General features: G+C 45.5%; 27 protein-coding genes and 1 pseudogene. 21 read left to right on the forward strand and 7 right to left on the reverse strand.

Features of this window, described 5'->3' with window-relative positions; translation table 11 throughout:
• Nucleotides 1–5 precede the first annotated feature (5 nt).
• On the forward strand, nucleotides 6–3,266 hold the full coding sequence (locus tag AB1F57_RS02630) for a DEAD/DEAH box helicase family protein (RefSeq protein ID WP_367986046.1): 3,261 nt from the start codon (nucleotides 6–8) through the stop codon (nucleotides 3,264–3,266).
• A gap of 85 nt (nucleotides 3,267–3,351) precedes the next feature.
• Here AB1F57_RS02630 and AB1F57_RS02635 read toward each other — a convergent pair whose 3' ends face one another.
• The 3 genes from AB1F57_RS02635 to AB1F57_RS02645 form a co-directional block, all read right to left on the reverse strand.
• Nucleotides 3,352–5,217 (reverse strand): heavy metal translocating P-type ATPase, encoded by a 1,866-nt coding sequence (locus tag AB1F57_RS02635; protein WP_167785879.1) that lies wholly within the window; start codon nucleotides 5,215–5,217, stop codon nucleotides 3,352–3,354.
• A 149-nt stretch (nucleotides 5,218–5,366) separates the two neighbouring features.
• On the reverse strand, nucleotides 5,367–5,825 hold the full coding sequence (locus tag AB1F57_RS02640) for a Fur family transcriptional regulator (RefSeq protein ID WP_105138449.1): 459 nt from the start codon (nucleotides 5,823–5,825) through the stop codon (nucleotides 5,367–5,369).
• Nucleotides 5,826–5,939: 114 nt separating this feature from the next.
• Entirely contained in the window at nucleotides 5,940–6,647 is a 708-nt protein-coding gene (locus AB1F57_RS02645; RefSeq protein WP_167785878.1) for a B3/4 domain-containing protein, read from the reverse strand.
• Nucleotides 6,648–6,808: 161 nt separating this feature from the next.
• Between AB1F57_RS02645 and truA the strand changes: the two genes are divergently transcribed.
• The 8 genes from truA to AB1F57_RS02685 all read left to right on the forward strand — a co-directional run bounded on the left by truA (nucleotide 6,809) and on the right by AB1F57_RS02685 (nucleotide 12,851).
• Nucleotides 6,809–7,558 (forward strand): tRNA pseudouridine(38-40) synthase TruA, encoded by a 750-nt coding sequence (truA, locus tag AB1F57_RS02650; protein ID WP_367986047.1) that lies wholly within the window; start codon nucleotides 6,809–6,811, stop codon nucleotides 7,556–7,558.
• Nucleotides 7,548–8,309, forward strand: coding sequence for a bifunctional hydroxymethylpyrimidine kinase/phosphomethylpyrimidine kinase (locus AB1F57_RS02655; protein WP_167785876.1), 762 nt, complete (start codon nucleotides 7,548–7,550; stop codon nucleotides 8,307–8,309). Before truA ends, AB1F57_RS02655 begins: the two co-directional genes overlap by 11 nt.
• The gene (locus AB1F57_RS02660) at nucleotides 8,299–8,778 is read left to right on the forward strand and encodes an ECF transporter S component (RefSeq protein ID WP_167785875.1); all 480 of its coding nucleotides are present in this window, start codon (nucleotides 8,299–8,301) and stop codon (nucleotides 8,776–8,778) included. The genes AB1F57_RS02655 and AB1F57_RS02660 overlap by 11 nt, the downstream gene beginning before the upstream one ends.
• A complete protein-coding gene (locus AB1F57_RS02665; RefSeq protein ID WP_167785874.1) occupies nucleotides 8,765–9,328 on the forward strand; it encodes a TIGR01440 family protein in 564 nt (187 codons plus the stop codon). Before AB1F57_RS02660 ends, AB1F57_RS02665 begins: the two co-directional genes overlap by 14 nt.
• Nucleotides 9,329–9,431: 103 nt before the next feature.
• Complete coding sequence (locus tag AB1F57_RS02670; RefSeq protein ID WP_170242862.1) at nucleotides 9,432–10,196, forward strand: hypothetical protein; 765 nt, start codon at nucleotides 9,432–9,434, stop codon at nucleotides 10,194–10,196.
• A 280-nt stretch (nucleotides 10,197–10,476) separates the two neighbouring features.
• Entirely contained in the window at nucleotides 10,477–10,908 is a 432-nt protein-coding gene (locus tag AB1F57_RS02675) for an Rrf2 family transcriptional regulator (RefSeq protein ID WP_167785873.1), read from the forward strand.
• A 79-nt stretch (nucleotides 10,909–10,987) separates the two neighbouring features.
• The gene (locus tag AB1F57_RS02680) at nucleotides 10,988–11,989 is read left to right on the forward strand and encodes an NADP-dependent oxidoreductase (RefSeq protein ID WP_170239249.1); all 1,002 of its coding nucleotides are present in this window, start codon (nucleotides 10,988–10,990) and stop codon (nucleotides 11,987–11,989) included.
• 25 nt (nucleotides 11,990–12,014) lie between these two features.
• Complete coding sequence (locus tag AB1F57_RS02685; RefSeq protein ID WP_170239248.1) at nucleotides 12,015–12,851, forward strand: alpha/beta fold hydrolase; 837 nt, start codon at nucleotides 12,015–12,017, stop codon at nucleotides 12,849–12,851.
• Between the two features lie 6 nt (nucleotides 12,852–12,857).
• On the opposite strand, the gene AB1F57_RS02690 is transcribed toward AB1F57_RS02685, so the two are convergent.
• On the reverse strand, nucleotides 12,858–13,388 hold the full coding sequence (locus AB1F57_RS02690) for a TetR/AcrR family transcriptional regulator (protein ID WP_170239247.1): 531 nt from the start codon (nucleotides 13,386–13,388) through the stop codon (nucleotides 12,858–12,860).
• Between the two features lie 119 nt (nucleotides 13,389–13,507).
• Between AB1F57_RS02690 and AB1F57_RS02695 the strand changes: the two genes are divergently transcribed.
• The 3 genes from AB1F57_RS02695 to tig all read left to right on the forward strand — a co-directional run bounded on the left by AB1F57_RS02695 (nucleotide 13,508) and on the right by tig (nucleotide 16,514).
• Nucleotides 13,508–14,527: an alpha/beta hydrolase gene (locus tag AB1F57_RS02695; RefSeq protein WP_167786090.1), complete on the forward strand. Its 1,020-nt coding sequence runs from the start codon at nucleotides 13,508–13,510 to the stop codon at nucleotides 14,525–14,527.
• 1 nt (nucleotide 14,528) lies between these two features.
• Complete coding sequence (locus AB1F57_RS02700) at nucleotides 14,529–15,128, forward strand: DUF1349 domain-containing protein (RefSeq protein WP_254610597.1); 600 nt, start codon at nucleotides 14,529–14,531, stop codon at nucleotides 15,126–15,128.
• Nucleotides 15,129–15,230: 102 nt separating this feature from the next.
• A complete protein-coding gene (gene tig, locus AB1F57_RS02705) occupies nucleotides 15,231–16,514 on the forward strand; it encodes a trigger factor (protein ID WP_367986050.1) in 1,284 nt (427 codons plus the stop codon).
• A 152-nt stretch (nucleotides 16,515–16,666) separates the two neighbouring features.
• On the opposite strand, the gene AB1F57_RS02710 is transcribed toward tig, so the two are convergent.
• Nucleotides 16,667–16,831, reverse strand: a complete 165-nt coding sequence (locus AB1F57_RS02710) for a glycoside hydrolase domain-containing protein (protein WP_105138466.1) — start codon at nucleotides 16,829–16,831, stop codon at nucleotides 16,667–16,669.
• 250 nt (nucleotides 16,832–17,081) lie between these two features.
• Here AB1F57_RS02710 and AB1F57_RS02715 point away from each other — a divergent pair, with 250 nt between their 5' ends.
• The 4 genes from AB1F57_RS02715 to AB1F57_RS02730 all read left to right on the forward strand — a co-directional run bounded on the left by AB1F57_RS02715 (nucleotide 17,082) and on the right by AB1F57_RS02730 (nucleotide 19,450).
• Nucleotides 17,082–17,537, forward strand: a complete 456-nt coding sequence (locus tag AB1F57_RS02715) for a hypothetical protein (RefSeq protein ID WP_367986051.1) — start codon at nucleotides 17,082–17,084, stop codon at nucleotides 17,535–17,537.
• Nucleotides 17,538–17,663: 126 nt separating this feature from the next.
• Complete coding sequence (locus AB1F57_RS02720) at nucleotides 17,664–17,819, forward strand: helix-turn-helix domain-containing protein (RefSeq protein WP_349308165.1); 156 nt, start codon at nucleotides 17,664–17,666, stop codon at nucleotides 17,817–17,819.
• 149 nt (nucleotides 17,820–17,968) lie between these two features.
• Nucleotides 17,969–19,099 (forward strand): sn-glycerol-3-phosphate ABC transporter ATP-binding protein UgpC, encoded by a 1,131-nt coding sequence (locus AB1F57_RS02725; protein WP_167786086.1) that lies wholly within the window; start codon nucleotides 17,969–17,971, stop codon nucleotides 19,097–19,099.
• A gap of 135 nt (nucleotides 19,100–19,234) precedes the next feature.
• Nucleotides 19,235–19,450, forward strand: coding sequence for a hypothetical protein (locus tag AB1F57_RS02730; protein WP_167786085.1), 216 nt, complete (start codon nucleotides 19,235–19,237; stop codon nucleotides 19,448–19,450).
• A 10-nt stretch (nucleotides 19,451–19,460) separates the two neighbouring features.
• On the opposite strand, the gene AB1F57_RS02735 is transcribed toward AB1F57_RS02730, so the two are convergent.
• The gene (locus tag AB1F57_RS02735) at nucleotides 19,461–20,432 is read right to left on the reverse strand and encodes an aromatic acid exporter family protein (protein WP_167786084.1); all 972 of its coding nucleotides are present in this window, start codon (nucleotides 20,430–20,432) and stop codon (nucleotides 19,461–19,463) included.
• A 126-nt stretch (nucleotides 20,433–20,558) separates the two neighbouring features.
• On the opposite strand from AB1F57_RS02735, the gene AB1F57_RS02740 reads away from it, so the two are divergent.
• Nucleotides 20,559–20,831, forward strand: coding sequence for a KUP/HAK/KT family potassium transporter (locus tag AB1F57_RS02740; protein ID WP_105138470.1), 273 nt, complete (start codon nucleotides 20,559–20,561; stop codon nucleotides 20,829–20,831).
• 181 nt (nucleotides 20,832–21,012) lie between these two features.
• Here the strand turns inward: AB1F57_RS02740 and AB1F57_RS02745 are convergent, their stop codons facing one another.
• Nucleotides 21,013–21,402: a DUF1761 domain-containing protein gene (locus tag AB1F57_RS02745; RefSeq protein WP_367986053.1), complete on the reverse strand. Its 390-nt coding sequence runs from the start codon at nucleotides 21,400–21,402 to the stop codon at nucleotides 21,013–21,015.
• A 146-nt stretch (nucleotides 21,403–21,548) separates the two neighbouring features.
• Between AB1F57_RS02745 and rlmB the strand changes: the two genes are divergently transcribed.
• The 4 genes and pseudogenes from rlmB to AB1F57_RS02765 all read left to right on the forward strand — a co-directional run bounded on the left by rlmB (nucleotide 21,549) and on the right by AB1F57_RS02765 (nucleotide 24,518).
• Nucleotides 21,549–22,277 carry a 23S rRNA (guanosine(2251)-2'-O)-methyltransferase RlmB gene (gene rlmB / locus AB1F57_RS02750; protein ID WP_105138520.1) on the forward strand — a complete coding sequence of 243 codons (729 nt, stop codon included), beginning with the start codon at nucleotides 21,549–21,551 and terminating at the stop codon, nucleotides 22,275–22,277.
• Nucleotides 22,277–22,798, forward strand: a complete 522-nt coding sequence (locus AB1F57_RS02755) for an NYN domain-containing protein (protein ID WP_105138472.1) — start codon at nucleotides 22,277–22,279, stop codon at nucleotides 22,796–22,798. The genes rlmB and AB1F57_RS02755 overlap by 1 nt, the downstream gene beginning before the upstream one ends.
• Nucleotides 22,795–23,658 carry a DegV family protein gene (locus tag AB1F57_RS02760; RefSeq protein WP_367986055.1) on the forward strand — a complete coding sequence of 288 codons (864 nt, stop codon included), beginning with the start codon at nucleotides 22,795–22,797 and terminating at the stop codon, nucleotides 23,656–23,658. Before AB1F57_RS02755 ends, AB1F57_RS02760 begins: the two co-directional genes overlap by 4 nt.
• Before the next feature lie 54 nt (nucleotides 23,659–23,712).
• Nucleotides 23,713–24,518, forward strand: a pseudogene (locus AB1F57_RS02765) (haloacid dehalogenase-like hydrolase).
• The last annotated feature ends 181 nt before the right edge of the window (nucleotides 24,519–24,699 follow it).

Below are 24,699 nucleotides of genomic sequence, written 5' to 3' on the forward strand. Positions count from 1 at the left end.
AATCTATGTCCGTTTTGATTAAAACTTCAGAAGAGATTTCTCCAAAAATCTACGCCTATACCACACCCCATGTGACGACCAATGACGGCTGGATCAAGATTGGCTATACCGAGCGTCAGGTGGAGCAGAGGATTAAGGAGCAGACCCACACGGCGGGGATTGAGCCGTCTATTTTGTGGCAGCAAGAGGCTAGGTACATCGAAGAGCCAGACAAGGGCAAGCCCTTTAAAGACCACGATTTTCACCAGTTTTTGAATTTCCATGCCATCGAACGCCGTCCCAAGACCGAGTGGTTTTATTTCAATGGGCATCCAGAACAGGCCAACCTCCTATTTGACAGGTTTGTCCGTCATGATGTTTCAGGTTACCAGCCTGGGGAGCAGGTAGACTACCAGCTCAGACAGGAGCAGGAAGAAGCTGTCCAGCAAACCTTGACCTATATCCAGACCAATCAGGACGCACGCAAGAAAGAGTTTCTCTGGAACGCCAAGCCACGCTTTGGCAAGACCCTAGCCACCTATGACTTAGTCAAACGACTCAACTGTGACCGAGTCTTGATTGTGACCAACCGCCCAGCCATCGCCAATTCTTGGTTTGATGATTTTCATAAGTTTATCGCTGGCACGACCTCCTATAAATTCGTTTCAGAATCGGATTCCCTCAAGGGCAGACCAGCCCTATCACGAGAGGACTTCCATAAACTCCTCTTTACCGAGGAAGACGCTAAGGAAATCGCCTTTTTAAGTCTTCAAGATTTGAAAGGATCCAAATACTTCGGCGGAGCTTATGATAAATTGCAGTGGGTAGCCAAGACCCAGTGGGATCTCTTGGTCATTGATGAGGCCCATGAAGGAGTGGATACGGAAAAAACAGATGTTGCCTTTCACCAAATCCAGCGCAACTTTACCCTCCACTTGTCAGGGACTCCCTTTAAGGCGCTAGCCAAGGGCAAGTTTGCGGAAAACCAGATATACAACTGGTCCTATGCGGATGAGCAGGCTGCCAAGCAAGATTGGCTCACAAGCTCCGAGCAAGAAAATCCCTATGAAAACCTTCCCCAGCTCAACATGTTTACCTACCAGATGTCCAAGATGATCACGGACAGGGTTCGAGATGGTGCGGATTTTGGCAGTGAAACGGTTGATTTTGCCTTTGACTTGAATGAATTTTTTGCGACCAATGAATCAGGTAGCTTTATCCATGAGAGAGAAGTCAAAGAATGGCTGAACACCTTGACCTCTAGTGAAAAATACCCATTTTCAACTAGGGAGCTACGCCGAGAAATCAAGCACAGCTTTTGGCTATTAGACCGAGTGGCCTCTGCCAAGGCCTTGAAAGACTTGTTGGAAGACCATCCAACCTTTGACCGGTATAAGATTGTGCTGGCTGCAGGTTCTGCCAGTCAACGAGAAGTTGAGGATACTGAAGCAAATGGCAAATCACTCGATATGGTTAGGAAGGCCATTGCTGAACATGACTATACCATCACCCTATCTGTCGGTCAGTTGACGACTGGTGTGACCATTCCAGAGTGGACAGCAGTCTTGATGCTGAGCAATCTTCAATCTCCAGCCCTCTATATGCAGGCTGCCTTTCGTGCCCAAAACCCTTACAGTTGGGTGGAAGGAGACAAGGTTTACCGCAAAGAGCGGGCCTATGTCTTTGATTTTGCTCCTGAGCGAACCCTGTCACTCTTTAGTGACTTTGCCAACAATCTCAGTCTAGCGACTGCTGGCGGTGCAGGAACCAGTCAAACCAGAGAAGAAAATATCCGCAACCTGCTCAACTTCTTCCCAGTTATCGCAGAAGATAGGGAAGGCAAGATGGTGGAAATTGACGCTCAGGCAGTCATGACCATTCCAAGCCAGATACGTGCAGCAGAAGTCATCAAGCGTGGCTTTATGTCCAACTTCCTATTTGACAATATTGCTGGTATTTTCCGTGCTAGTCAGCTGGTCTTGGACATCTTGGATGAACTGCCTGTTGAGCAACAAGGGAAAATCAGTCATGCACCTGACACACTTGAATTTCCAGATATTGAGGTGGATGAAGAAGGACAGGTTCAGGTGGCAGAAGACTTGGTCATCAACCGTCAGGAAGTCCTTTTTGGGACAAAAGTTTATGACTTGTTGGATACGGTGGAAGAGATGGTTGACCAGGTGGAAACCGTTGACAAGGCTTTTGTAAAAACTGTTCAGAAAGAAATATCTTCTACCTTGGTGGCAGACCTAACTGCTGGCTATGACTTGACCAATCGGGAAAGTAAGCAAATTGAGAAACAGATTCATACGGAGATTGAGACCCTCATCCAGCGTAGCGAAAAAGAATTTGATATTCAGCAGGCTCATCTCGAAAATGAATACCAAGAAGCCTTGAAGGAAACGGTGGATAGTCAGCAACAAGAGGAACTGGAGCAGGCCTATCAAGTCAAGAAGATAGAAGCGCACCAAGCCCATCAAGCAGAGTTACGGCAACGGCTGGCAGAAAAAGTGCAGGATTTGCCGCATGATCTGGTCAAACAACAGGAAGTCAAACAGCGAGAACGCACCAAGGCTCAGGCTGAGGACGAGATTCGCGGTCACTTACGTGGTTTTGCACGCACCATTCCAAGCTTCATCATGGCTTATGGCGATGAACATCTGACCCTAGCAAACTTCGATAGCTACGTACCAGATGAAGTCTTTATCGAGGTAACGGGCATCAACCTTAACCAGTTCCGTTATTTGCGTGATGGTGGACCTGAATTTGCCGGCCACCTCTTTGACCAGCCGACCTTTGATCAGGCCATCCAAGAATTTTTACGGAAAAAAGCAGAGCTGGCAAACTATTTTGAAGATAGGACAGAAGACATCTTTGACTATATTCCACCTCAAAAGACCAACCAAATCTTCACACCGAAGAAGCTTGTTCAGAAAATGGTGGATGAGTTGGAAAAGGAAAATCCTGGTATCTTCGATGACCCGTCCAAAACTTTTATTGACCTCTATATGAAGTCAGGCCTCTATATCACAGAGTTGGTCAAACGCCTCTATAATAGCCAAGGCTTACAAGCAGCCTTTCCAGAAAGGCATGATCGGCTCAAGCATATCTTGGAAGAGCAAGTATATGGCTTTGCGCCAACGGCTATTATCCATAAGATCGCTTTGGAGTTCATCTTTGGCACCCTACCTGACACCATCAGTCGGAAAAACTTCTTACAAGTGGATACTGTTCCATATGCCAAAGAAGGCAGGATGCTGGAGTTGATAGATAAATCTTTTGGGTAAATTGAAGGAAAACTTGTCATTTTTGGCAAGTTTTTCTAAATTCAAAATCACAAAAGAAAACCGCCAACTACCTGGCGGTTTTCAGCTATTTAAAATACAGTAATCTCAACCCATTCAAAATCACTAAAATGGTTGAGCCTTCATGTCCGACAACGCCGAGAGGGAGGTTGATGGATTGGAAGAGGTTGGAAATGATGAGAACAGCAATGACAGCCAGAGCAAAGACGATATTTTGCTTGATAGTGGTCCGCATTTTCTTGGACAGGCGAATGGAATAAGGGATGCGGGTCAAATCTTCCATGAGGACAATATCGGCTGATTCCATAGCGATATCCGTACCGGACCCCATGGCATAGCTGACATTGGCTTGAGCTAGAGCGGGAGCATCGTTGATACCGTCGCCGACCATACCGACAGCTGAAAATTCCTTTTGCAGCTCTTGGATGACAGAGGCCTTGTCCGTCGGCAGGCAGTTAGCAATGACGCGGTCGATACCGACTTGACTGGCTACATAGCGGGCAGTTTTTTCTTGGTCGCCCGTCAAGAGGATGGGAGTGACGCCCATTTCCTTGAGCTGGGCAATCAGTTGTTTGCTCTCTGGTTTGAGGCTATCTTCGATAAAGAAAATAGCAGCGATTGCATCATTTTGACTGACATAGACCAGCGTTTTACCAGTGCTTTCAGCAGCGTGGATTTGGTTGCGAAGGTCCACAGACAGGGGCTGTGCCAGTTGGGATAGGACAAAGTCTGCTTTACCGATTTTCCAGTTTTGCCCTTGGTAACGAGCGCTAAATCCATTTCCTGTAATGTCTTGGATGTCTTCTAGGTCAATGGCAGAGCTGTCAGCCGTATAGGTCATGAGGGCCTGAGCAATCGGGTGGCTAGATTGTTTTTCGACAGCTTGGACCACCTCTTTGATCGAATCTTGATCCCCAAGATAAGTAGCATCGACAACCTGAGGTTTCCCGATGGTTAAGGTGCCTGTCTTGTCAAAGACAATGGCTTCCAGTCCAGCGATATTATCTGCAATATCACCGCCCTTGATAATCATGCCCTTACGAGCAGCTCGGCTGATGGCTGCCAAGGTAGCTGGAGAAGAAGATGCCACCAAGGCGCAAGGAGAAGCAATCGTCAATAAAATCATACCGCGATAGAAGGCGGTCAACCATTCCCAGCCCAAAGCAAAATGAGCAAAGAGGATGAACAGTGGAACTACAGCAAGCACAATCTTGACGTATGTATCTTCCATGTTTTCAATAAAAGTAGCTGTTTTTGACTTGTTCTCTTGGGCGTTTTCCACCATCTGAACAATCTTATCAAAAAGGGCGTCGCCCTTTTCGGCAGTTACTTGCACCAGAACAGTTGGACCTTGGTTGATGGTCCCTCCGATGACCGTCGCGCCTTCTACTTTTTCCGCAGGCAATGGTTCACCAGTAATCATAGATTCATCAAAAATAGACTGAGGGCTGAGCAAGGTGCCGTCAAGTGGAACGGTGTCGCCTTTACGAACCTGAATGGTATCACCGACATGAATAGATGCCGTATCCAGAACAGTAATCTCACCATTTTCATCGACTTTTCGTGCAGTTGGCGGTGTCATATTCATGAGTGAGGCGATAGCATTTCTGCTCTTTTCCATGGCCAATTCTTCCAGAGTAGAAGAAAGGGAGAAGATAAAAATGAGCAGGGCACCTTCCATCCAGTAGCCGATAATGCCAGAGCCGATGGCTGCCAAAATCATGAGAACGTCGACAGACAGGTGCTTGTCGAAAATCAGCTCAGAAAGTCCTGCCTTGGCAGACAGGTAGCCACCGATGACAAAGGCCAAAATGAAGGAAGGTGCTGCAAGTGCCTCTTGTCCTGTGTTGAGCAAGATGATACCAACGATAATGAAGAAGAGACAGAGTGCAGTCGTGATGATATGGATATTTTTCTTTAATTTGTCTAACATTGTTTCAAGTTCCTTATCTCTTAGGATAAGTTAATTATAACAATTCTAAATAAAGAAGTCAATACTTATTTAGAATTATTTTAAATAAGAGTTGTCAGACAATTCCCATAAAACGAAAAAACGACCACAGCGGTCGTTTTTTCGGATTCTCACTTAGTTTGGCAATCCGGGCAAATCCCGTAGATAGACAGGACTTCCTTGGTAATCTTGTAACCTGTTTGTTCGTGGGCTTCGCGTTTGAGGCTAGGGATTTCTACGTCCATGAAGTCGGTAATCTTCCCGCATTTTTCGCAGATGACATTGAGATGTTCGTGGCCCATAAAATCGTAATAAGTCGTATTGTCATTGGTTCGTTTGATTTCTGTTACAAATCCTTCTTCCAACAGAAGTTTCAGATTGTTGTAAACAGTGGCTAGGCTCATTCCCGGGTAGTCTGGTAGAAGATCTTGGTAAATCATTTCTGCACTAGGATGGGCATCGGTTTCGATGATATAAGCCACGACAGCTTTACGTGTTTCTGTGATGCGGACGCCTTTTTCCTTTAAGTGTCGAATAACGTGCTCAAAGGCAGTTTGGTTTTCTGCATTCAGGTGAGAATGTAGCTCCATTCCAGCCTCCTTTTCTTTTTATAATAATTCTAATTTATTTGTCTTCATTATAGACTTTTTTTTCAGGGCTGTCAAATATGGATGGAGAAATATCTGGCTTGCTCCAGATGTGATTTAGCTAAGGCTGATATGAGGATTAGCGTGATCCAGGATAAACTGGCTGGTTTCTGCCTGAAGGTATTGTTGGGCAGCTTCTTCGATGAAATTGAGGGCTTCTTGTAAAGCATCCAGTCGCTCGATGTCCAGCAATTCAATCACTAGAAAGGCATTTTTTGTCTGGTCTGTAATCATAGTCCTCTCACCGTCCCGCCAGTTGAAGCAACGGCAGACGGCACCAGCTTGATCCTTATAACAAAGCTCACCAGGCAGAGTAGGTTGGTTGGTATCGTCGCCAATCAGATAAAATTCATCGCCGCCTTCTGTAATGGTTAGTTGCAGATTGCCGACAAAGGTATCCAAATCTTCTGCACCGACCGGAAGAGCGTATCGGAGGCTGGCAGCATTATAAATATCAACCAAGGGATTGATAGAACGGACAGGGTTGTTGCCGCTGACTCGTTTGAGCAGGGCTTCGATGCTGGAGCGGGCTCCCTTCTTGGTCTTGAACTGTTGATAGGCCTTGCGGTAAACTTGGATAACAGGATTGTCGCTGAAGACATCTTCGGTCAGGTGAGCCTGAGCCAGTGGCAGGCTATCTTCTAGTAATTGAATGATTTCTTGGGAGGATTGGTCACTGTTCTGGTAATTTTTGAGCAAGAGAACGCCGATTTTGGCTTGGGGAAAGAGATTCCAAAAGGATTGGTCGATGATGAATTGGGTCATGTTTGCCTCCTTGATAGCCTGTGGATTTGTGAGTTGGCTATCTTTTCTCTTATTATAGAAAATTGATTTTCTCCTTGTCAACTGGAATGAGAATATCTGTGCTAGGACAGTTGTGGTTTCCTTCTCTTTTTTTCCAGTATCTTTTGTGCTACAATCAGACCATGACACGATATAAGGCAATTATTTCCTATGACGGACATGATTTTTCTGGTTTTCAGCGCCAGCCTCATGCTCGGACGGTTCAGGAAGAAATCGAAAAAACATTAGTAAGATTGAACAGTGGCCAGCTGGTGACAGTGCATGGTGCGGGTCGGACAGATGCGGGGGTGCATGCTTACGGTCAGGTGATTCACTTTGATTTGGCTGGCAGTCGAGATGCTGAAAAGCTCCGCTTTGCTCTGGACACTCAAACACCTGAGGATATTGATGTGGTCAGTGTGGAGCAGGTGGCGGATGATTTTCATTGCCGCTATGCCAAGCATAGCAAGACCTACGAGTTTTTGGTGGATATTGGGCGACCCAGGAATCCCATGATGCGGCACTATGCGACCTTTTATCCCTATGATTTGGACTTGAGCTTGATAGAAGAAGCCATTCAGGACTTGGTGGGGACCCATGATTTTACAGGCTTTACGGCTTCAGGGACCTCGGTCGAGGACAAGGTACGGACCATCACGGCGGCGACAATGGAGTACGACCAGCGGCGGCAGTTTTTGATTTTTACCTTTTCGGGCAACGGTTTTTTATACAAGCAGGTGCGGAATATGGTCGGGACCTTACTGAAAATTGGCAATGGTCGCATGCCTGTGGGGCAGATTAAGCGGATTTTAGAAGAAAAGGATCGTGGTTTGGCGGGTCCGACTGCGGCAGGCAATGGCCTCTATCTAAAGGAGATTATCTATGAAGACTAGATACATTTTGGCACTTTCAGGTAATGATATTTTTAGCGGTGGGGGACTCCATGCAGACTTGACTACCTATACGGTTCATGGCCTGCATGGCTTTGTGGCAGTGACCTGCTTGACAGCTATGACGGAAAAAGGCTTCGAGGTCATTCCGACGGAGGCTGCGGTATTTGCCCAGCAACTGACTAGTTTGAAGGATGTGCCTTTTTCAGCTATTAAGATTGGCTTGCTTCCGACGGTGGAAATAGCAGAGCAAGTCTTGGAGTTTATCAAGGCTCACCAGGAGATTCCTGTGGTCTTGGATCCGGTCTTAGTTTGCAAGGAAACGCATGATACTGAGGTCAGCCAGCTGCGAGATGAACTCTTGAAGTTCCTTCCCTATGTCAGCATTATCACGCCAAATCTGGCAGAAGCTCAGCTATTGCTCCAAAAGGACATCAAAACGGTGGAGGAGATGAAGCAGTCGGCAGTGGCCTTGTATGACTTGGGAGCCAAGGCGGTGGTCATCAAGGGAGGCAATCGCTTGGGTGGCCAGCAGGCTGTGGATGTTTTCTACGACGGTCAGGAAGTGGTGGTACTCCAGTCGCCTCTGCTGTCAGAAAACAATGTGGGGGCAGGCTGTACCTTTGCGTCCAGTATTGCCAGTCAGCTTTTGCTGGGAAGAGAACCTTTCGAGGCGGTCAGACTGTCCAAGGACTTTGTCCATGCAGCGATTGAAAAATCAGATGATTACGGGGTGATTCAATATGAGAAATAAAAAAACACAGGAATTAGTATTATTAGCCATCTTAACAGCCTTGAGCTTGGTCTTAGCCTACTTCCATTTACCAACACCTTCGGGGTTTGTGACACTCTTGGATGTGGGAGTTTTCTTTACGGCCTTTTACTTGGGCAAGAAAGAAGGAGCCATTGTCGGCGGTTTGTCTGGACTCTTGATAGATTTCTTGCTGGGCTATCCCCAGTGGGCATTCTTTAGTCTAGTCTTCCACGGGGCTCAGGGTTATTTTGCAGGTTGGACAGGCAAGAAACGGATTCTCGGTTTAGTCTTGGCAACACTCTCTATGGTTGGGGGCTACTACCTAGCATCTCGGATTTATTTTAATGACCTTAAAGCCATTGAAAGTGTTTTTGGCAATAGCATGCAAAACTTTGTCGGGATGGGCTTAGGGTTTGCAGTGGCTAAATTAGTAGAGAAAAGTGGAGCTATTCGCTATGTCACTCGATAAGATCAAAGTTCAAACCCAACAAGTTGTGCAAGAAGTCCTAGAACTCAGCAATCTTCAAAAGGGACAGATGTTTGTCCTAGGTTTGTCTTCTAGTGAGGTCATTGGAGGGCATATTGGTAAAAATTCCAGTCTGGAAGTTGGTGAGGTGGTCGTTGAAACTATCTTGGGAATTCTGGAGCCAAAAGGTATCTATCTAGCTGTCCAAGGCTGCGAACACCTCAATCGTGCCTTGGTGGTGGAGCGTGAATTGGCTATCCAGAAGGACTTGGAAATAGTCAATGTCTTACCCACCCTCCATGCAGGTGGTTCTGGACAGCTGGCGGCCTTCAAGTATATGAAGGATCCGGTGGAAGTCGAGTTTATCACCGCTCAGGCTGGTGTAGACATCGGCGACACAGCTATCGGCATGCACATCAAGCACGTTCAAGTTCCGATTAGGCCTAGCCTGCGTGAGATTGGTCAGGCCCATGTCACCGCTCTCGCCAGCCGTCCCAAACTAATCGGTGGAGCTCGTGCAGCGTATGTAGAGGATAAAATACGGAAAAATTAGTCACAGCCAGAAGGTTGTGATTTTTTGAGCCAAATCCTTGCCAAGAAGTCTGGCTTGTGATAAATTTGTTCCTGTAAATGATACAAGAACAAAAGGGGGAAACATGACAAAAGGATACCAACAACGATTTTCACTGTCCATTTTATTATGGATGCGTCAAGATAAACCGCGCCAAGAGGGGATGGACTACTGGAGTGGCGGTCATGCACAGATTATTGCAGCTTCACCGGGTCTATTAGAATACCGCCAGCAACATTTGAGTGCGACAGAACATAGTTTTTGGTCGAAAGCGACAGGCTTGGAGACGGCTGTTCCAGAAGACCATCGGATTGATGGCATTGCGGAAGTGACCTATCAAAAGTTATTGGCACCAATAGGCGGTCGCCGTCAGACTGCTCTTGCTTTTGAAGATGAGGTCAATGTTTTCCGTCGGACTTTGATGCACATGGGCTTCCCTTATTCATCACGCTGGTACCATACTAGTACTCAGGCCCAAACCCAACTGCGTGATGTCCTTTACTTCCGTCGCAAAGATGGTGTGAAGAGCGGCAGCTTCAAAAAATTTGTTCAAGATGGACTCGCCAGTCAACTGGTGACAGTCCCTGGAGTAACGGAAGTACGGACACAGGTCTATCTTCCTTGGAATAAAGCGACTTGGAATACCCCAAATGTTGCCCATGACAATCCTAAAGAAGACCACCTTCATGCTTCCATCATCCTAGGTTTTGCGGATCAAACGGCAAGAGAGGCCTTCTATGCCAACCTAGCTCCGCAGTTGAATGCAGAAGTGGTGCAATACGCCTCAGCAGCTCACGCCTATCATATAGAAAAAACCTTGCCTTTCGTCCTAGACGGCAAACGCATGTAAGACAAGCAACTTCTTGGTAGAATGCTTTATTAAAAAAACATAGTCGAATGAATTAGCTTTCAGACAAGGAACTGAGGTGCAGGTTGCTAGAATAGCATAGAGGCTGTTCTAGGTTGGAAATAAGACTTGCGAAGCAAGTCACATTCGTAGAGTACAGCAAGCCGAAAGTGACGATGTATCAAAGTTAATTCAAATGACTATAAAGCAAAAGACTTGCCAAGAAGTTTAGCTTATGGTAAACTTGTTCTTGTAAATGATACAAGAACAGAAAGGAGACAGAATGGATACAAAGTTTTCAGTAGCCCTTCATATACTGACCATGATCAGTGAGAGCAAGGAAATACTTAGCTCGCAAGCCTTAGCTGAGAGCGTTGGCACCAATGCCAGCTACATCCGCAAGGTGATTGCACTTTTGAAAAATGCAGGCTTAATTACTTCGCACCAAGGGCGATCAGGCTACCAATTGAGCAAGTCCCCTAAGGATATTAGCTTATTAGAAATCTACCTTGCGACGCAAGAAGTGGAGCATATTCGTCTATTTCAGATACACCAGAATGCCAATCTTTCTTGTCCGGTTGGGCAACATATAGAAGGTGCAATGGTTCCCATTTTTTCCAGCGTTGAACAAGAACTGGAAAATCAACTGAGTAGTCAATCCTTAGATAATGTGATTGATAATCTCTATCAATCCGCACATGAAACCCGAATCTGACCTCGGTCAGATTTTATCAACTCAAACATAGACCTGTAATTGATACAGGAACAAATAAAAAAATAGAAAAGAGAAGAACATGAAAGTAGCACAACATACATCTTATAACAAAAACAAGATCACCCTTAACCTTACCGAAATTGCTAAGCCACAAATTAAACCCAACCAAGTCCTTGTCAAAGTGACTGCAGCAGGCGTTAATCCATTGGATAATATGATCTCACGCGGAGATGTGAAATTGATTGTCCCTTACAAATTGCCCCAAACAGCTGGAAATGAAGTAGTTGGCTTGGTTGAAGAAGTAGGCTCAAGTGTGACGACATTTGCAGCAGGTGATCGTGTCTTCGGTCGTCTTCCGCTTGATAATATCGGTGCTTTTGCTGAGTATGTAGCGGTTGACGCTAAAGCTCTTGCTAAGGTTCCGGCCTACTTGACTGATGAAGAAGCGGCTGCTATTCCTTTGACAGCCTTGACCATCATGCAGGCCCTTGACCTCATGGGTGCTGAGGCAGGCAAGACCATCTTCATCTCAGGTGGAACTGGTGGTGTCGGCGGTATGGCTATTCCGATTGCCAAAGCCAAAGGCTTGACCGTCATTACTAATGGCGATGGGGCAAGTGCAGAGCGGGTGTTGTCACTGGGTGCAGACCAGTTTATCGATTACAAGACAGAAGATTATACCAAAACACTTAGCAATGTTGACTACGTCTTGGACACACTTGGTGGAGCAGAAACGGAAAAACAAATGTCAATCATGAAAAAAGGTGGACAGCTGGTTTCCCTTCGTGCCATGCCAAATGGTGAATTTGCCAAACGCATGAATTTGCCAAAATGGAAACAAATCTTGTTTGGCCTAGCTGGTCGTTCATTTGACAAAATGGCGAAAAAATACGGTGTTCACTACCATTTTATTTTCGTAGAGAGCAATGGTCGTCAACTGCAAGAAGTAGCAGACATTTTCAGCAAGCTCGAAATCAAACCGTCAATCGATACCGTTTATCCATTTGAAGAAGTCAACGCAGCACTTGATAAGGTTGCCAACGGACGTTCACGCGGAAAAACCGTTCTCAGTTTCAACTAAAAAATAAAATATACAGGGGAATATCATGTCATATATTACAACCAAAAACCAATACATCACCGTTTCAAACAATAAAATCGCCTATCGTGAGCTCAGCAAGGGCAAGTCTGACATTCCTTTGGTCATGCTAGTTCACCTAGCGGCGACCTTGGACAACTGGGATCCAAAATTGCTGGATTTGCTAGCTGAAAAGCACCATGTGATTGTCCTAGACCTTCCTGGCGTAGGAGCTAGTCAAGGCAAGGTAGCTCCGACTATTCCAGGAATGGCTGAGCAGGCTGTTTCCATTATCAAGGCTTTGGGTCATGAGAAAATCAATTTGCTGGGTCTGTCTATGGGTGGTTTTATTGCTCAAGAAATCGTTCGTCTGGATAGTCAGCTGGTTAACCGTTTGATTTTAGCAGGTACAGGTCCTCGTGGTGGTTTTGAAGTCGATAAGGTAACTGGAAAAACCTTCCGCTATATGCTGAAGGCTGGTTTGGAGCGTGTGGATCCAAAACGCTACATCTTCTACAATCATGATGAAACAGGTCGTTTGGAGGCGGAAAAAGTCTTGGGTCGTATGGGGCAAAGAAGTGCTACTCATGCAGACAAGGACATGAATGTTCCAGGATTTTTGACCCAGCTCAAAGCTATCAAACGCTGGGGAAGAGAGCCGCAAGATGACATGACCTTTATCACCCAACCAACACTTATCGTCAACGGTGATAAGGATATGCAGGTTCCAACAGAAAATTCTTATACCATGCATGAGAAGATCAAAAATAGCCAACTGATCATCTATCCAAATGCAGGTCACGGCTCTATCTTCCAAAATGCAGAAGAGTTTTCAACAGCCTTGATAGACTTTTTGGAGGAATAGTCCCTATTACTCTTGCTTATACAAGGCCTGCAAAGTCCCCAAAATCACCTTAGCCTGTTCTTGAAAGAGCTGATTGAGTTGGGTCGGATTTTCTGGCATACCGCGTGAGATCCACTCATTGATCCAGCCGAAAATGGCGTAGGCAAAAAAGGATTTGCCGTAGGCGATGCCGTTTGGAAGGTCAGCTGTTAATTCAATCTTTTCCTTTATGGTATCCACGATGACCTGAGTTAGCTGGTAGCGGTAGAGGATGCTGTAAAATTCCTTGTACTCTTGAAAATGCTGAAAGAGGCTTTGAAAGACAGTACCAGGTGTTGACTGTGGGTTGGCTTCAAACTCTCGTCCCCACTCCTGCATGAGTCGGCGGGATTGCTGGGAGAGGACATCTTCTAGCGAAGAATAGTAACGATAAAAGGATGCTCGTCCGATTTGGGCTTTCAAGCAAACCTCCTTGACCGTCAGGTTGTGGAGGTCTTTTTCTTGTAAAAGTTGAATCAGGGTCTGACTCAGCTGGTTTTCTACATAGTATTCTTTCATGAGACATTTTTCGCTTTCTGTCTTATTTCGCGTGAGACACTTGTCTCACTCTTTTTTTCATTGTATAATACTCCTAGTTTTTTCACAAGTTCTGATGTGAAAAAAGAAAGGAATGGATCATGAATAAGATTAAAAAATGCCTCTTATGGTTAGTTGGAATAGTCGTATGTTTGGGGGCAATTGCTTATGTGACAGGTACCAATCATCCACAGTTAGTAGTGGGTGCTATTCAAAAGATGATTTACAAGTCCAGTTCACCCAACTCCTACAGTCCCCTTTATGATCCCATTGACGGCTTGAAAGAAAATGGTCAGTATCTGAAAAGTGAGATTGCCTATAGCAAGGACTACCCTAACAGTTTTTTAGATATTACCTATCCAGACCAAAATCTTGAAGCTGATCGACCAACCCTCTTCTATTTCCACGGCGGTGGATTCTTTGGAGGGAGTAAAAATATGGGGGACCCTCTGGCTGCCAGCCAAGCGACCTATCTCATTGACGATATCGTGTCAAAAGGATATAATGTGGTCAATGTTGACTATGCGCTTGTGCCAGATCACCATTTCCCAACGCCTGTAATTCAGATGAATCAGGCTATTGCCTACATAAAGGAACACGCTGAAGAATACCATTTGAACATGGACAACGTCGTCTTGATGGGCTCATCAGCAGGTGCCATCATGGTAGCGCAATACGGTAGCCTCTTAGCCAACAATGATTACGCTCAGCAATTGAACATTGAACCAACTATTGCAAAAGAACATGTCAAAGCTCTGGTCATTGACGATGCTCCCTTAGATTATGCCAAATTCAGCTTAGGAACGAAGATGTTGGTTGGAAATTATGTTTCAGAAACCATTTATCTAAGTGAGGAAGAAATCAATGCCTATAACCCGATTTCCCATGTGAACAAGGACTACCCAGCTAGTTTCCTTCTGGGTAGCGAGTATCGGACAGATATGGTGTCGCTCAATAAGGCCTTGAAGCAAGCGGGAGTTGAAAATGAATTGGTCGATCCTTTAGCAGAAGAAGGGCTTGAAAAGCCTCATGGTTTTGTGGCGAATTTGCGAACTGACCCTGTGTCTGCCAAAGCATTTGAGCGGATGATGACTTTTATCGATGAACGAACGAAGGAGTAACATGAACACAAAGAACTTTTACTGGGTACGAGAGCCAGAAAACTACCAGATTTCAGATAAGGAAATCAGAATCACAACCCAAGCCCGTACAGACTTGTGGCAGAAGACCTATTACCATTTTGTCAATGACAATGCTCCTTTGCTCTTGATGGACACGGAGGAAGAGTATTTTTCCTTTACGGTTAAGACGGATTTTTCCAATAGCCATACTCGTTTTGATCAGTGCGGTGTCGTGGTCTATCAGGATTCGGAAAACTGGATCAAGGGATCGATTGAGTATGAAAATGAAGATTTTCAGCACCTAGGTAGCGTCGTAACCAATCAGGGTTTTTCGGACTGGGCAACTCAGGAAATCCCTGCTTCTGTCAAGTCTATCTATTACCGCTTGAGCCGAAGAGGCAGTGATTTTTGCATCGAAAATTCTAAAGACGGTGTTCATTTTGAGCAGATGCGGATTTGCCACTTACATGAAGGTAATGGTCAAATCCATTTTGGTATCTATGCTTGCTCGCCAGAAGATTCTTCTTTTGAAGCGGTCTTTTCCAAAATGAGCTTGACAGACTGCAAGTGGTTGGCCCACGACGGTCAGCAACCAGATTAGAAGCTCCGCCATTTCCCAAAAGTCCGTTATAAAATCGTTGAAATCCTTGTCAATTGTGTTATAATGAAGAGTATGCAATAAAATTTTAAGGAGAATGACAGAATGTCTGTATCATTTGAAGCAAAAGAAACAAACCGCGGTGTATTGACTTTCACAATCGGTCAAGATACGATTAAACCAGAATTGGACCGCGTTTTCAACAAAGTTAAGAAAGATATCAATCTTCCAGGTTTCCGTAAAGGTCACTTGCCACGTGCCGTATTTAACCAAAAATTTGGTGAAGAAGCACTTTACCAAGATGTTGTAAATGCACTTTTACCTGCAGCTTATGAAGCAGCAGTTGCTGAAGCTGGTCTTGAAGTCGTTGCACAACCAAAAATCGACGTTGTGTCTATGGAAAAAGGCCAAGACTGGACAATCACTGCGGAAGTTGTGACAAAACCTGAAGTAAAATTGGGTGACTACAAAAACTTGGCAGTCTCAGTAGAAGCAACTAAAGAAGTATCTGATGAAGAAGTAGATGCGAAAATCGAACGTGAACGCAATAACTTGGCAGAATTGGTCATCAAAGAAGGTGCTGCTGAAGAAGGTGACACTGTTGTCATCGACTTTGTTGGTTCTGTTGATGGAGTTGAATTTGACGGTGGTAAAGGTGAAAACTTCTCACTTGGACTTGGTTCAGGTCAATTCATCCCAGGTTTTGAAGCACAATTGGTAGGTCATGCAGCTGGTGAAGAAGTAAATGTTGAAGTTACTTTCCCAGAAGATTATCAAGCAGCTGACCTTGCAGGTAAACCAGCACTCTTCGTAACAAAAATCCACGAAGTAAAAGCAAAAGAAGTTCCAGCTTTGGATGACGAATTGGCAAAAGACATCGACGAAGAAGTGGAAACACTTGATGAGTTGAAAGCGAAATACCGTAAAGAATTAGAAGCAGCAAAAGAAATTGCATTTGATGATGCAGTTGAATCAGCAGCTCTTGAATTGGCAGTTGAAAACGCTGAAATCGTTGAATTGCCAGAAGAAATGATTCACGAAGAAGTTCATCGTGCAATCAACGAATTCTTAGGTGGTTTGAAACAACAAGGTATCTCACCTGATATGTACTTCCAAATCACTGGTACAACTCAAGATGACTTGCATAAACAATACGAAGCCGATGCTGAAAAACGTACTAAGACAAACTTGGTTGTTGAAGCAGTAGCTCAAGCAGAAGGCTTTGAAGCAACTGAAGAAGAAATCAACAAAGAAATCGAAGACTTGGCAGCAACATACAACATGGAAGTGGAACAAGTTCGTAACTTGCTTTCATCAGAAATGCTTAAACACGATATCGCTGTGAAGAAAGCAGTAGAAGTGATCACAAGCACTGCAACTGTAAAATAATAAGACATGAGAAAAGAGTCTAGAAAATTTTCCTAGGCTCTTTTTCATGGCAAGATGGACAAATCAAATCGAAGCTGCTTGGCTTTGACTAGGTCAGAATGGAGTAGATTTTCTACGGACAGGCAGTCCAATTTGAGTCGATTCACAAAGGCCTAACTCTGGCCAGCTTTGGGGGTCAGAATGGTGACTTGCCCGCTTGGCAGTTTCAATCTGACTTCCTTAAATTGAGGTAGGCCTACTTGATAGCTAGGTTTTCCTGGACAGACGGGGTAGAAGCCTAGGCAGGAGAAAATGTACCAGGTTAACTGTCTGTTCATTTTGGGAGCAGATGTCCAGGTTGGCTCCGTAGAGGCTGGGCGTCAGGCGACTCGTCAGTTGGTAGCGATTGGATTTGATTTCCAATAGGTCTGGTCGGAAAATGCCGGAGTCTAAAGTGACACCAATTGGAGAACTTATTCAAAAAACATCCAAGCGCTGGCTGGCAGTTTTTGAGGATAAGCCAGACCAGGGCTATTATCGTGGAAAAAGATTTTCCAGCAGGTCTACTATGTATAGCTGGTTCAGGATATGGTAGCAGCCAGTCTCTATCAAGAGGCTCTTCAGCCTACCGGCGATTTGCAGGCTATTTTGGACAGGGTGGAACGTCAGCTATTTTATGGCAATCTGTCCAAGGATTTAGCTGCGACCACGACGGACCTCTACATGGAAATCGAACCCCTGCTCAGGGCAGGACGCCTCCCCGAGCTCATGGAGCAGGTTCCCAATTTGGCCAGCAGGCTGATGCAAACGACACCGGCCATCTATCTGATCAAGCAGTTCTTCAACCAGTTGATGTCAGATGTTTTTCATTATTTCAATGACAGCAAACATGAGTGCCTGGAGGACTTCTATCTACAGGTGGCGGACAGCAGGTCCCTACCGGATTTGATTGATATTTTCTATCAGTCCTTAGGGAAATTTTCTGAGCAGTCTTCTTACAGTCCCCATGTAGAGGAGGTTGTCCGTATCCTTCGTGAGCAGTAGCAGGAAGAATTGAGTCTCAAGGACATCGGTGCCGCTCTCTATCTGAACACGGTTTATCTGGGTTAGCTGATTAAGAAGGAGACTGGGCACAGCTTTGCAGAATTGCTCAATCATCAGCGGATATAGGTGGCCCAACAGCTCCTCCTTAGCGGCCATCTCGGAATAGAGGAAATTTACTTCAAGGTAGGCTATACTAACGTCGGCCATTTTTACAAGATTTTCAAACGCATCTGTGGGAAATCACCTAAGAATTACCGTCAAAAGATGAGGAAATTGGACTGATTGTTTCTCTTATTCAAACTATTTGCTTCTCCCTAGCATCTTTTGTGCAACTTGTACAAAAGATGCTTTTCTTTTTGTTCAGCTTGACCTAGAAAAATAAAACGCTTTCATATATACTAAATCTATCAATAAAAAAAAGAGGTTACATCATGGTACAACTCAATCTGAAAAATATCTACAAAAAATACCCAAACAGCGAGCACTACTCAGTTGAAGGTTTCAACTTGGACATCAAGGATAAGGAGTTTATCGTATTCGTAGGTCCTTCAGGATGTGGTAAGTCAACAACTCTTCGTATGATTGCTGGTTTGGAAGATATCACAGAAGGTGAAGCTTACATCGACGGCGTCCTCATGAACGATGTGGCTCCAAAAGACCGCGACATTGCCATGGTCTTCCAGAACTATGCCCTTTACCCACACATGACTGTATTTGACAACATGGCTTTTGGTTTGAAATTGCGTAAATACAGCAAGGACGAAATCAAAAAACGTGTAGAAGAAGCTGCACAAATCCTTGGCTTGACAGAATTCTTGGAGCGAAAACCAGCAGACCTTTCAGGTGGTCAGCGTCAGCGTGTTGCCATGGGTCGTGCTATTGTCCGTGATGCAAAAGTATTCTTGATGGATGAACCTTTGTCAAACTTGGATGCGAAATTGCGTGTGTCCATGCGGACAGAGATTGCCAAAATCCACCGCCGTATCGGTGCGACAACCATCTACGTAACCCACGACCAAACAGAAGCCATGACCTTGGCTGACCGTATTGTTATCATGTCTGCGACTAAAAACCCAGCAGGTACAGGTACAATCGGTCGTATCGAGCAAATTGGTAGCCCAGAAGAGCTCTACAACCGCCCAGTTAACAAGTTTGTTGCTAGCTTCATCGGTAGCCCTGCTATGAACTTCTTCACAGTTACGCTTCAAGATGGCGTTCTTGTTGGAGATGGTTTCAAAGTGGATCTTCCAGAAGGACGTCGCAAACACTTGGAAGAAAAAGGCTACAATGGCAAATCATTTACCCTCGGAATTCGTCCAGAAGACATCAAGGCTTCTCAGTTGGAATTAGACACATACCCTTCTTCTATCGTGGAAGCAGAAGTGGTGGTATCTGAGCTTCTCGGTGCAGAAACCATGCTTTACTCTAAAGTCGGTAGCACAGAGTTTGTATCTCGCGTGGATGCGCGTGATTACCACAACCCAGGCGAAACTGTTCGCTTGACCTTCAACCTTAACAAGGCTCACTTTTTTGACGATGAGACCAGCCAAGCAATTGTTTAAGGTTTTACACTGTTCATAAAACACCTGACCGCTAGATGAAAATCTGGCGGTTTTTTGGGGTTGAGAACGCATAAATACTTGTTTTTTTATCAAATTCTATATAATAAATATAGAAAACACTTACAGGAGGTTCTTATGAAGACACTACTGAAAAAAATTCGTCTGGCAGCTCTGTCTATCCTTCTTTACAATCTCATTTTAATCCTCTCCATTTGGCTAGGAAAGGTATCTTCCAAGGAAGAATTTATGATTGCAGTTGCAGGGAATGCGGTCATGATGGGCCTGTCTTTCTTGCATTTGCACAACCAAGTATCAGATGAATTTCACGGAAAAATCAAGGATATTGAATAGAACCGCCAGTTTAAGCTGACGGTTCTTCATTTTCTTTATAGGCTTGATAGAAATCCACCTTGAGTTGGATAAAGTGTTCCATGTCGTGGAGAAGTTGGAAGAGGGTGGCCCTGGTTTCAAATTCTTCCCGTGTCTGAGGGAGAGGCCTCTCGCGGAACATGGCGTGAAAGAGCTCGATGTCGAGCAGGAGGTCCTGGGCAGAATTTTCCCGACTCAGTTGCTGGGCGGTTCGTTCAAAGAGGCTGGCCAAAATAATATTTTCCCGGCTCTCCAGGAAGCATTTATTGATGGTCTTGGCCATGGTGCGTAGGATTTTGCTTTGGGCAGCCCGCATTTCAAAATAATGGACCTGGTAATTGGTGCGGTGGAAGACCTGGTTGTGGCGGTCCAGGTAGACGACTTTCAAGGCCTCTTCCAGTGTCTGGTCCAGCTGATTGATCAATTCTGCCTCGTTACGCCCGTCTCCCTGGAGCAGGAAGGCCTCAAAACGCAGGAGAATCTGCTTGAGCAAGTCCTCAACTTGAACATGATAGGCTTGAATTTGCTGGTCCTGCGAGGGCATGTAGGCATTGGAAATCAGGGCACTCCCTGCTCCAATCAGAAAAAGCGCCAGCTCATTTCCCCAAAAAGCGGGAGAAAGATTGGTTTCCAGCATAAGGTGGGTGACGAGGACGGTCGCAGGCGCAATGCCTGCCTCCCAGCGGAAGCGATAGGCCAAGGGAATGTAGATGGCCAGGTAGATGCTGAGGGTCCAAATCTCAAAGCCCAGCAGGGAGAAGGTCGCGGTCGCGACAGTCAGGGCTAGTAGGGTGGAGTAAAAGCGGTTGCGGGCCATTTTGAAGCTGGACTTGCGGGTGTCCAAGATGCTGAGGATGGCGATAATCCCAGCCGACGTCGCATAGGACATTCCCAGCCAATCGGCCAGATAAATGGCGACAACCGTTGCAATAATGAGCTTGATCGTGCGGTGGAGGAGGGGCATAGGCATTCTCTTTCTATAGGATAGACCTATTGTATCATAAAGTGAACTTAATCTTTCTGACAAAAACTGTTTGCACCTGCCTGCCTTCTTCGCTATACTGTGGTGAATAGAATTGGGGTATGAGAAATGGAACATAAGGATAGTGTGCAATTTGATAAGGCCAGCAAGGCTGGTTTTTTAGTCGCTTTAGGCGTTGTTTATGGGGACATTGGGACCAGTCCTCTTTATACCATGCAGGCTTTGGTGCGCGGACAGGGCGGACTGGCTCAGGTCAATCAGGATTTCGTTTTGGGTTCGATTTCGCTGATTATAAGGAAATTGGAGATTTCGGCTTTGTTATCATGGAAGAGGCGATGGCTCCTTCATCGACCATCAGCGGTTTCCAGCGCTTCATTTTGAGTTGTAAAGTAACCATTCAGCGCTATACAGCATCGCCTGTCCGTTGGTTTGGCCTGTAATTTTCAGAAATCACAACTGAACGTGTACCGATGATTGCTGCGGATGTTCAACTCCTACCCATTCAAAAAAAAATAGCAAGAAAAAACCGCTTTGAAAATCTCTTTCAGAGCGGTTTTAACAATTAAAGAAACAAAGCAAAGACACCAACTACCAAGTAGCAGACCAATTTGTAGGTTTCGTTAATGAGAATGAGTTGGATAGGGCGTTGCTCGAAGAGGTAATTCTTGATAGAAGAAATAATAGCAAAAATCCCCATGCCACCTGCTGCATGAAGTGGCGATACACCAAGCGTTTGGATGTAAATCATCAACAAGACTGCAAAGATGACTTCAATAATGGCGGACAGCATCATTTCTTTTTGTCCATTTTTACCAGCCTGACGATCAGCCTCAATCTTTTTCATATCAATGCCAGAGGCCTTAATCCAAGCATCGCGGAAAATCAAACCATACCACAAACCACCAATGGCAAAGGCTACAAGCCCTGCAACAATACCTAAAATAATCGACATAAGTTCTCCTTAATAGTTCCGCTTGTACGGACAATTTTTGAGATAAGGATACCACAGGGAGATGGGAAAGTCAAGATTAGAAAATAAATCGATAGTCAAAAGTGACTTTGACCTTTTTTGCGGGCAATCTATGCTATAATGGCAATATGGAAACAAATGACATCGTATATGGCGTGCACGCCGTTGTGGAGAGTTTGGAGGCCAACACTGGCAACAAGCTCTACATCCAGGACGATCTGCGCGGTAAAAATGTAGAAAAAATTAAAAATCTGGCAGCAGAAAAGAAGGTGTCCATTTCTTGGACGCCCAAAAAGACCCTGTCTGACATGACAGAAGGTGCTGTCCACCAAGGTTTTGTCCTCCGCGTCTCTGAGTTCGCCTATGCGGAACTTTCGACTATTTTGGACATAGCAGAGCAGCAAGACAATCCCCTCATTCTCATCTTGGATGGTCTGACAGACCCCCACAACTTCGGCTCGATTTTGCGGACGGCAGACGCTACTCAGGTAGCTGGGATTATCATTCCCAAGCATCGTGCCGTTGGCGTGACGCCGGTTGTGGCCAAGACGTCGACAGGTGCGGTGGCCCATGTGCCCATTGCCCGTGTGACCAATCTCAGCCAGACCTTGGACAAATTAAAAGAGGCTGGTTTCTGGATTTTTGGGACCGATATGAATGGTACGTCCAGCCACAAGTGGAATACAGCTGGTAAGTTGGCGCTGATTATTGGCAATGAAGGCAAGGGGATTTCGCCCAATATCAAAAAACAGGTGGACGAGATGATTACCATTCCCATGAAAGGGCATGTCCAGTCCCTCAATGCCAGCGTGGCAGCCGCTATTCTCATGTATGAAGTGTTTCGGAAGAAAATCTGATGAAGGAAAAAGTGCTCATTGTCGATGGCTACAATATGATTGCCTTCTGGCAGTCAACCAAGCAGGATTTTAAGAAGGGAAATCTGGATGCAGCTAGGACGTATTTACTGAGGACCTTGTCCCATTACGCAGCCTTTGAACATTTAGAAATCATCTGTGTTTTTGATGCCCAACATGTGCCCGGCCTTCGACAGACCTATGATGAATATAGGCTGACGGTGATTTTCACTGAGGAAGAGGAAACAGCTGACAGCTATATTGAGCGTTTGAGTGCAGAGCTTAATAGCGACCGGCACAGGCAGGTTTCGGTGGCAACCAGCGACCTCAATGAACAGTGGGTGGTTTTCTCGCAAGGTGCCCTGCGTGTTTCTGCGCGAGAACTAGAGGAACGGACCAGGGTGGTCAAAAAAGATTTAGACAAATTTGTGGATCAGGTGGACCTCTATACGCCTAGACTATCTCCCTGGTCCCAAGGAAATTTACAAGATTTGCAACATTTAATGGAGGAATTGGATTCGTGACTTTTAAGATTGTAACAGATTCAACGTCTGATTTGTCACAGGAGTGGTTAGCAGAAAATGATGTGAACGTGCTCGGTTTGACCATCAATTTGGACGGAACAACCTATGAAACGGTAGGATCCAATCGACTAACAAGTGCAGAGCTACTCAAAAAAATGGAGGCGGGTGGTCAGCCGACGACCAGCCAGGTCAATGTTGGTCAATTTGAAGAGGTATTCGAAGAGGCTGCTAAGGTAGGACAAGATGTGCTTTACCTAGCCTTTTCATCTGCTCTTTCAGGAACCTATCAGAGTGGAACCATTGCACGCGATATGGTCTTGGATGCTTATCCTAATGCTGTTATTGAAATTGTAGATACTAAGGCGGCGGCTATTGGTGAAGGGTACTTGGTTATGCAGGCGGCAGCAGCGCGTGCGGAGGGTAAGAGTTTGGCTGAGGTCAAGAAGCTGGTTGAGGACTTAGCTCCTCGTTTGCGGACCTATCTCTTGGTTGATGACCTCAACCACCTGGTGCGTGGTGGTCGCTTGTCCAAGGCAGCTGCTCTCATTGGCGGTCTAGTCAATATCAAACCTCTCCTTGCGCTCAATGCGGAAGGGAAGTTAGAAGCCATTGCTAAAATCCGTGGTCGCAAAAAAGGAATCAAGGAAATGTTGAACCTGACCTTGGATAATTTGGATCATTCAACGGTTATGGTCGCTTACACAGGTGATTTGGCAGCAGCCCAGGACATTCAGTCTACCCTTTTGGAAAATGACCAGGTAACCGATGTTATCTTGACCGAGTTGGGACCTATTATTGCTACACATACAGGTACAGGTTCCCTAGCCATTTTGTCTATTTCTACCGAGAAGAGAGCCTAGTATCAGCTCTCTTTTTACCAGTTTTGGAATAAAGCGCTTACAAGGAGAATGCATATGAAACGTTTACTATCTGCTTATGCCAGCGAGATTGCTCAGATGACTCCTGCCCAGCTCAAGCAGGCTATTTTGGCCAGCGAAGGCCGGACTGTTCTGGGGGAAACGGTCGTTACGGCTGCCCCGCTGATTGCGGGTGTTTCCAATGCCGAGATGATGGCAGCTTTTAGCTGTGATTTGCTGGTGCTCAATGAATTGGATGTTTTTTCTCCCCAGATTGTCGGTTTTTATGATTGCGACAATCCCATTGCAGAGCTGAAACGATTGACAGGTCGGCCCATTGGGATTAACTTAGAGCCAGTTGATGAGGAGCAGGATTTACTTGAAGAACGCATCTCCCTCTCCGCAGGTCGTCTGGTCAGTCCAGACAGTCTTATTAGGGCAGAGGAGCTGGGCGTAGACTTCATCATGCTAACTGGAAATCCAGCTACGGGGGTATCCTTGTCGGCTATCCGCTCTGCCATTTCCCTAGCAAAAGAGCACTTCAAGGGGCTGGTCTTTGCTGGGAAAATGCACGGTGCTGGTCTGGGCGAGTCGGTGGTCAATGAAGAGGTTCTGCTGGACTTTGTTGCTTTGGGAGCAGATGGTGTTTTAGTTCCTGCTGTCGGGACGGTTCCGGGAGTGCGGATCCGCAGACCGTGCGGGAATTTGGGCTTAGTAACAAGCGGGTCGGTGCGGACATTCATCATATCGGAGACGGCGGTTTTGGCCGTATGCCAGACCCTGAAAACATCCTTGCCCTATCGCTAGCTGTCCGTGGCAAGCGCCATACTTACTTTAAGATGGGACAATCTGTGAGACGATAAAACGCGGTTCAAAAAGTGAAAAAAGTAAAGTAAAATATCTTGACGCCGACTGCTAGATTTGATACAATGGTAGACGGTATTGTTTACCCCATTTGAAAGGCCCCGGAACCTTCCAAATACCTTCGATGGGACGGAACACCCATCGCCCTGTAAACAAATATTACGAATTCGTATAGGAGAA

The sequence above is a fragment of the Streptococcus nasisuis genome (assembly GCF_040836615.1).
Taxonomy (GTDB): domain Bacteria; phylum Bacillota; class Bacilli; order Lactobacillales; family Streptococcaceae; genus Streptococcus; species Streptococcus suis_V.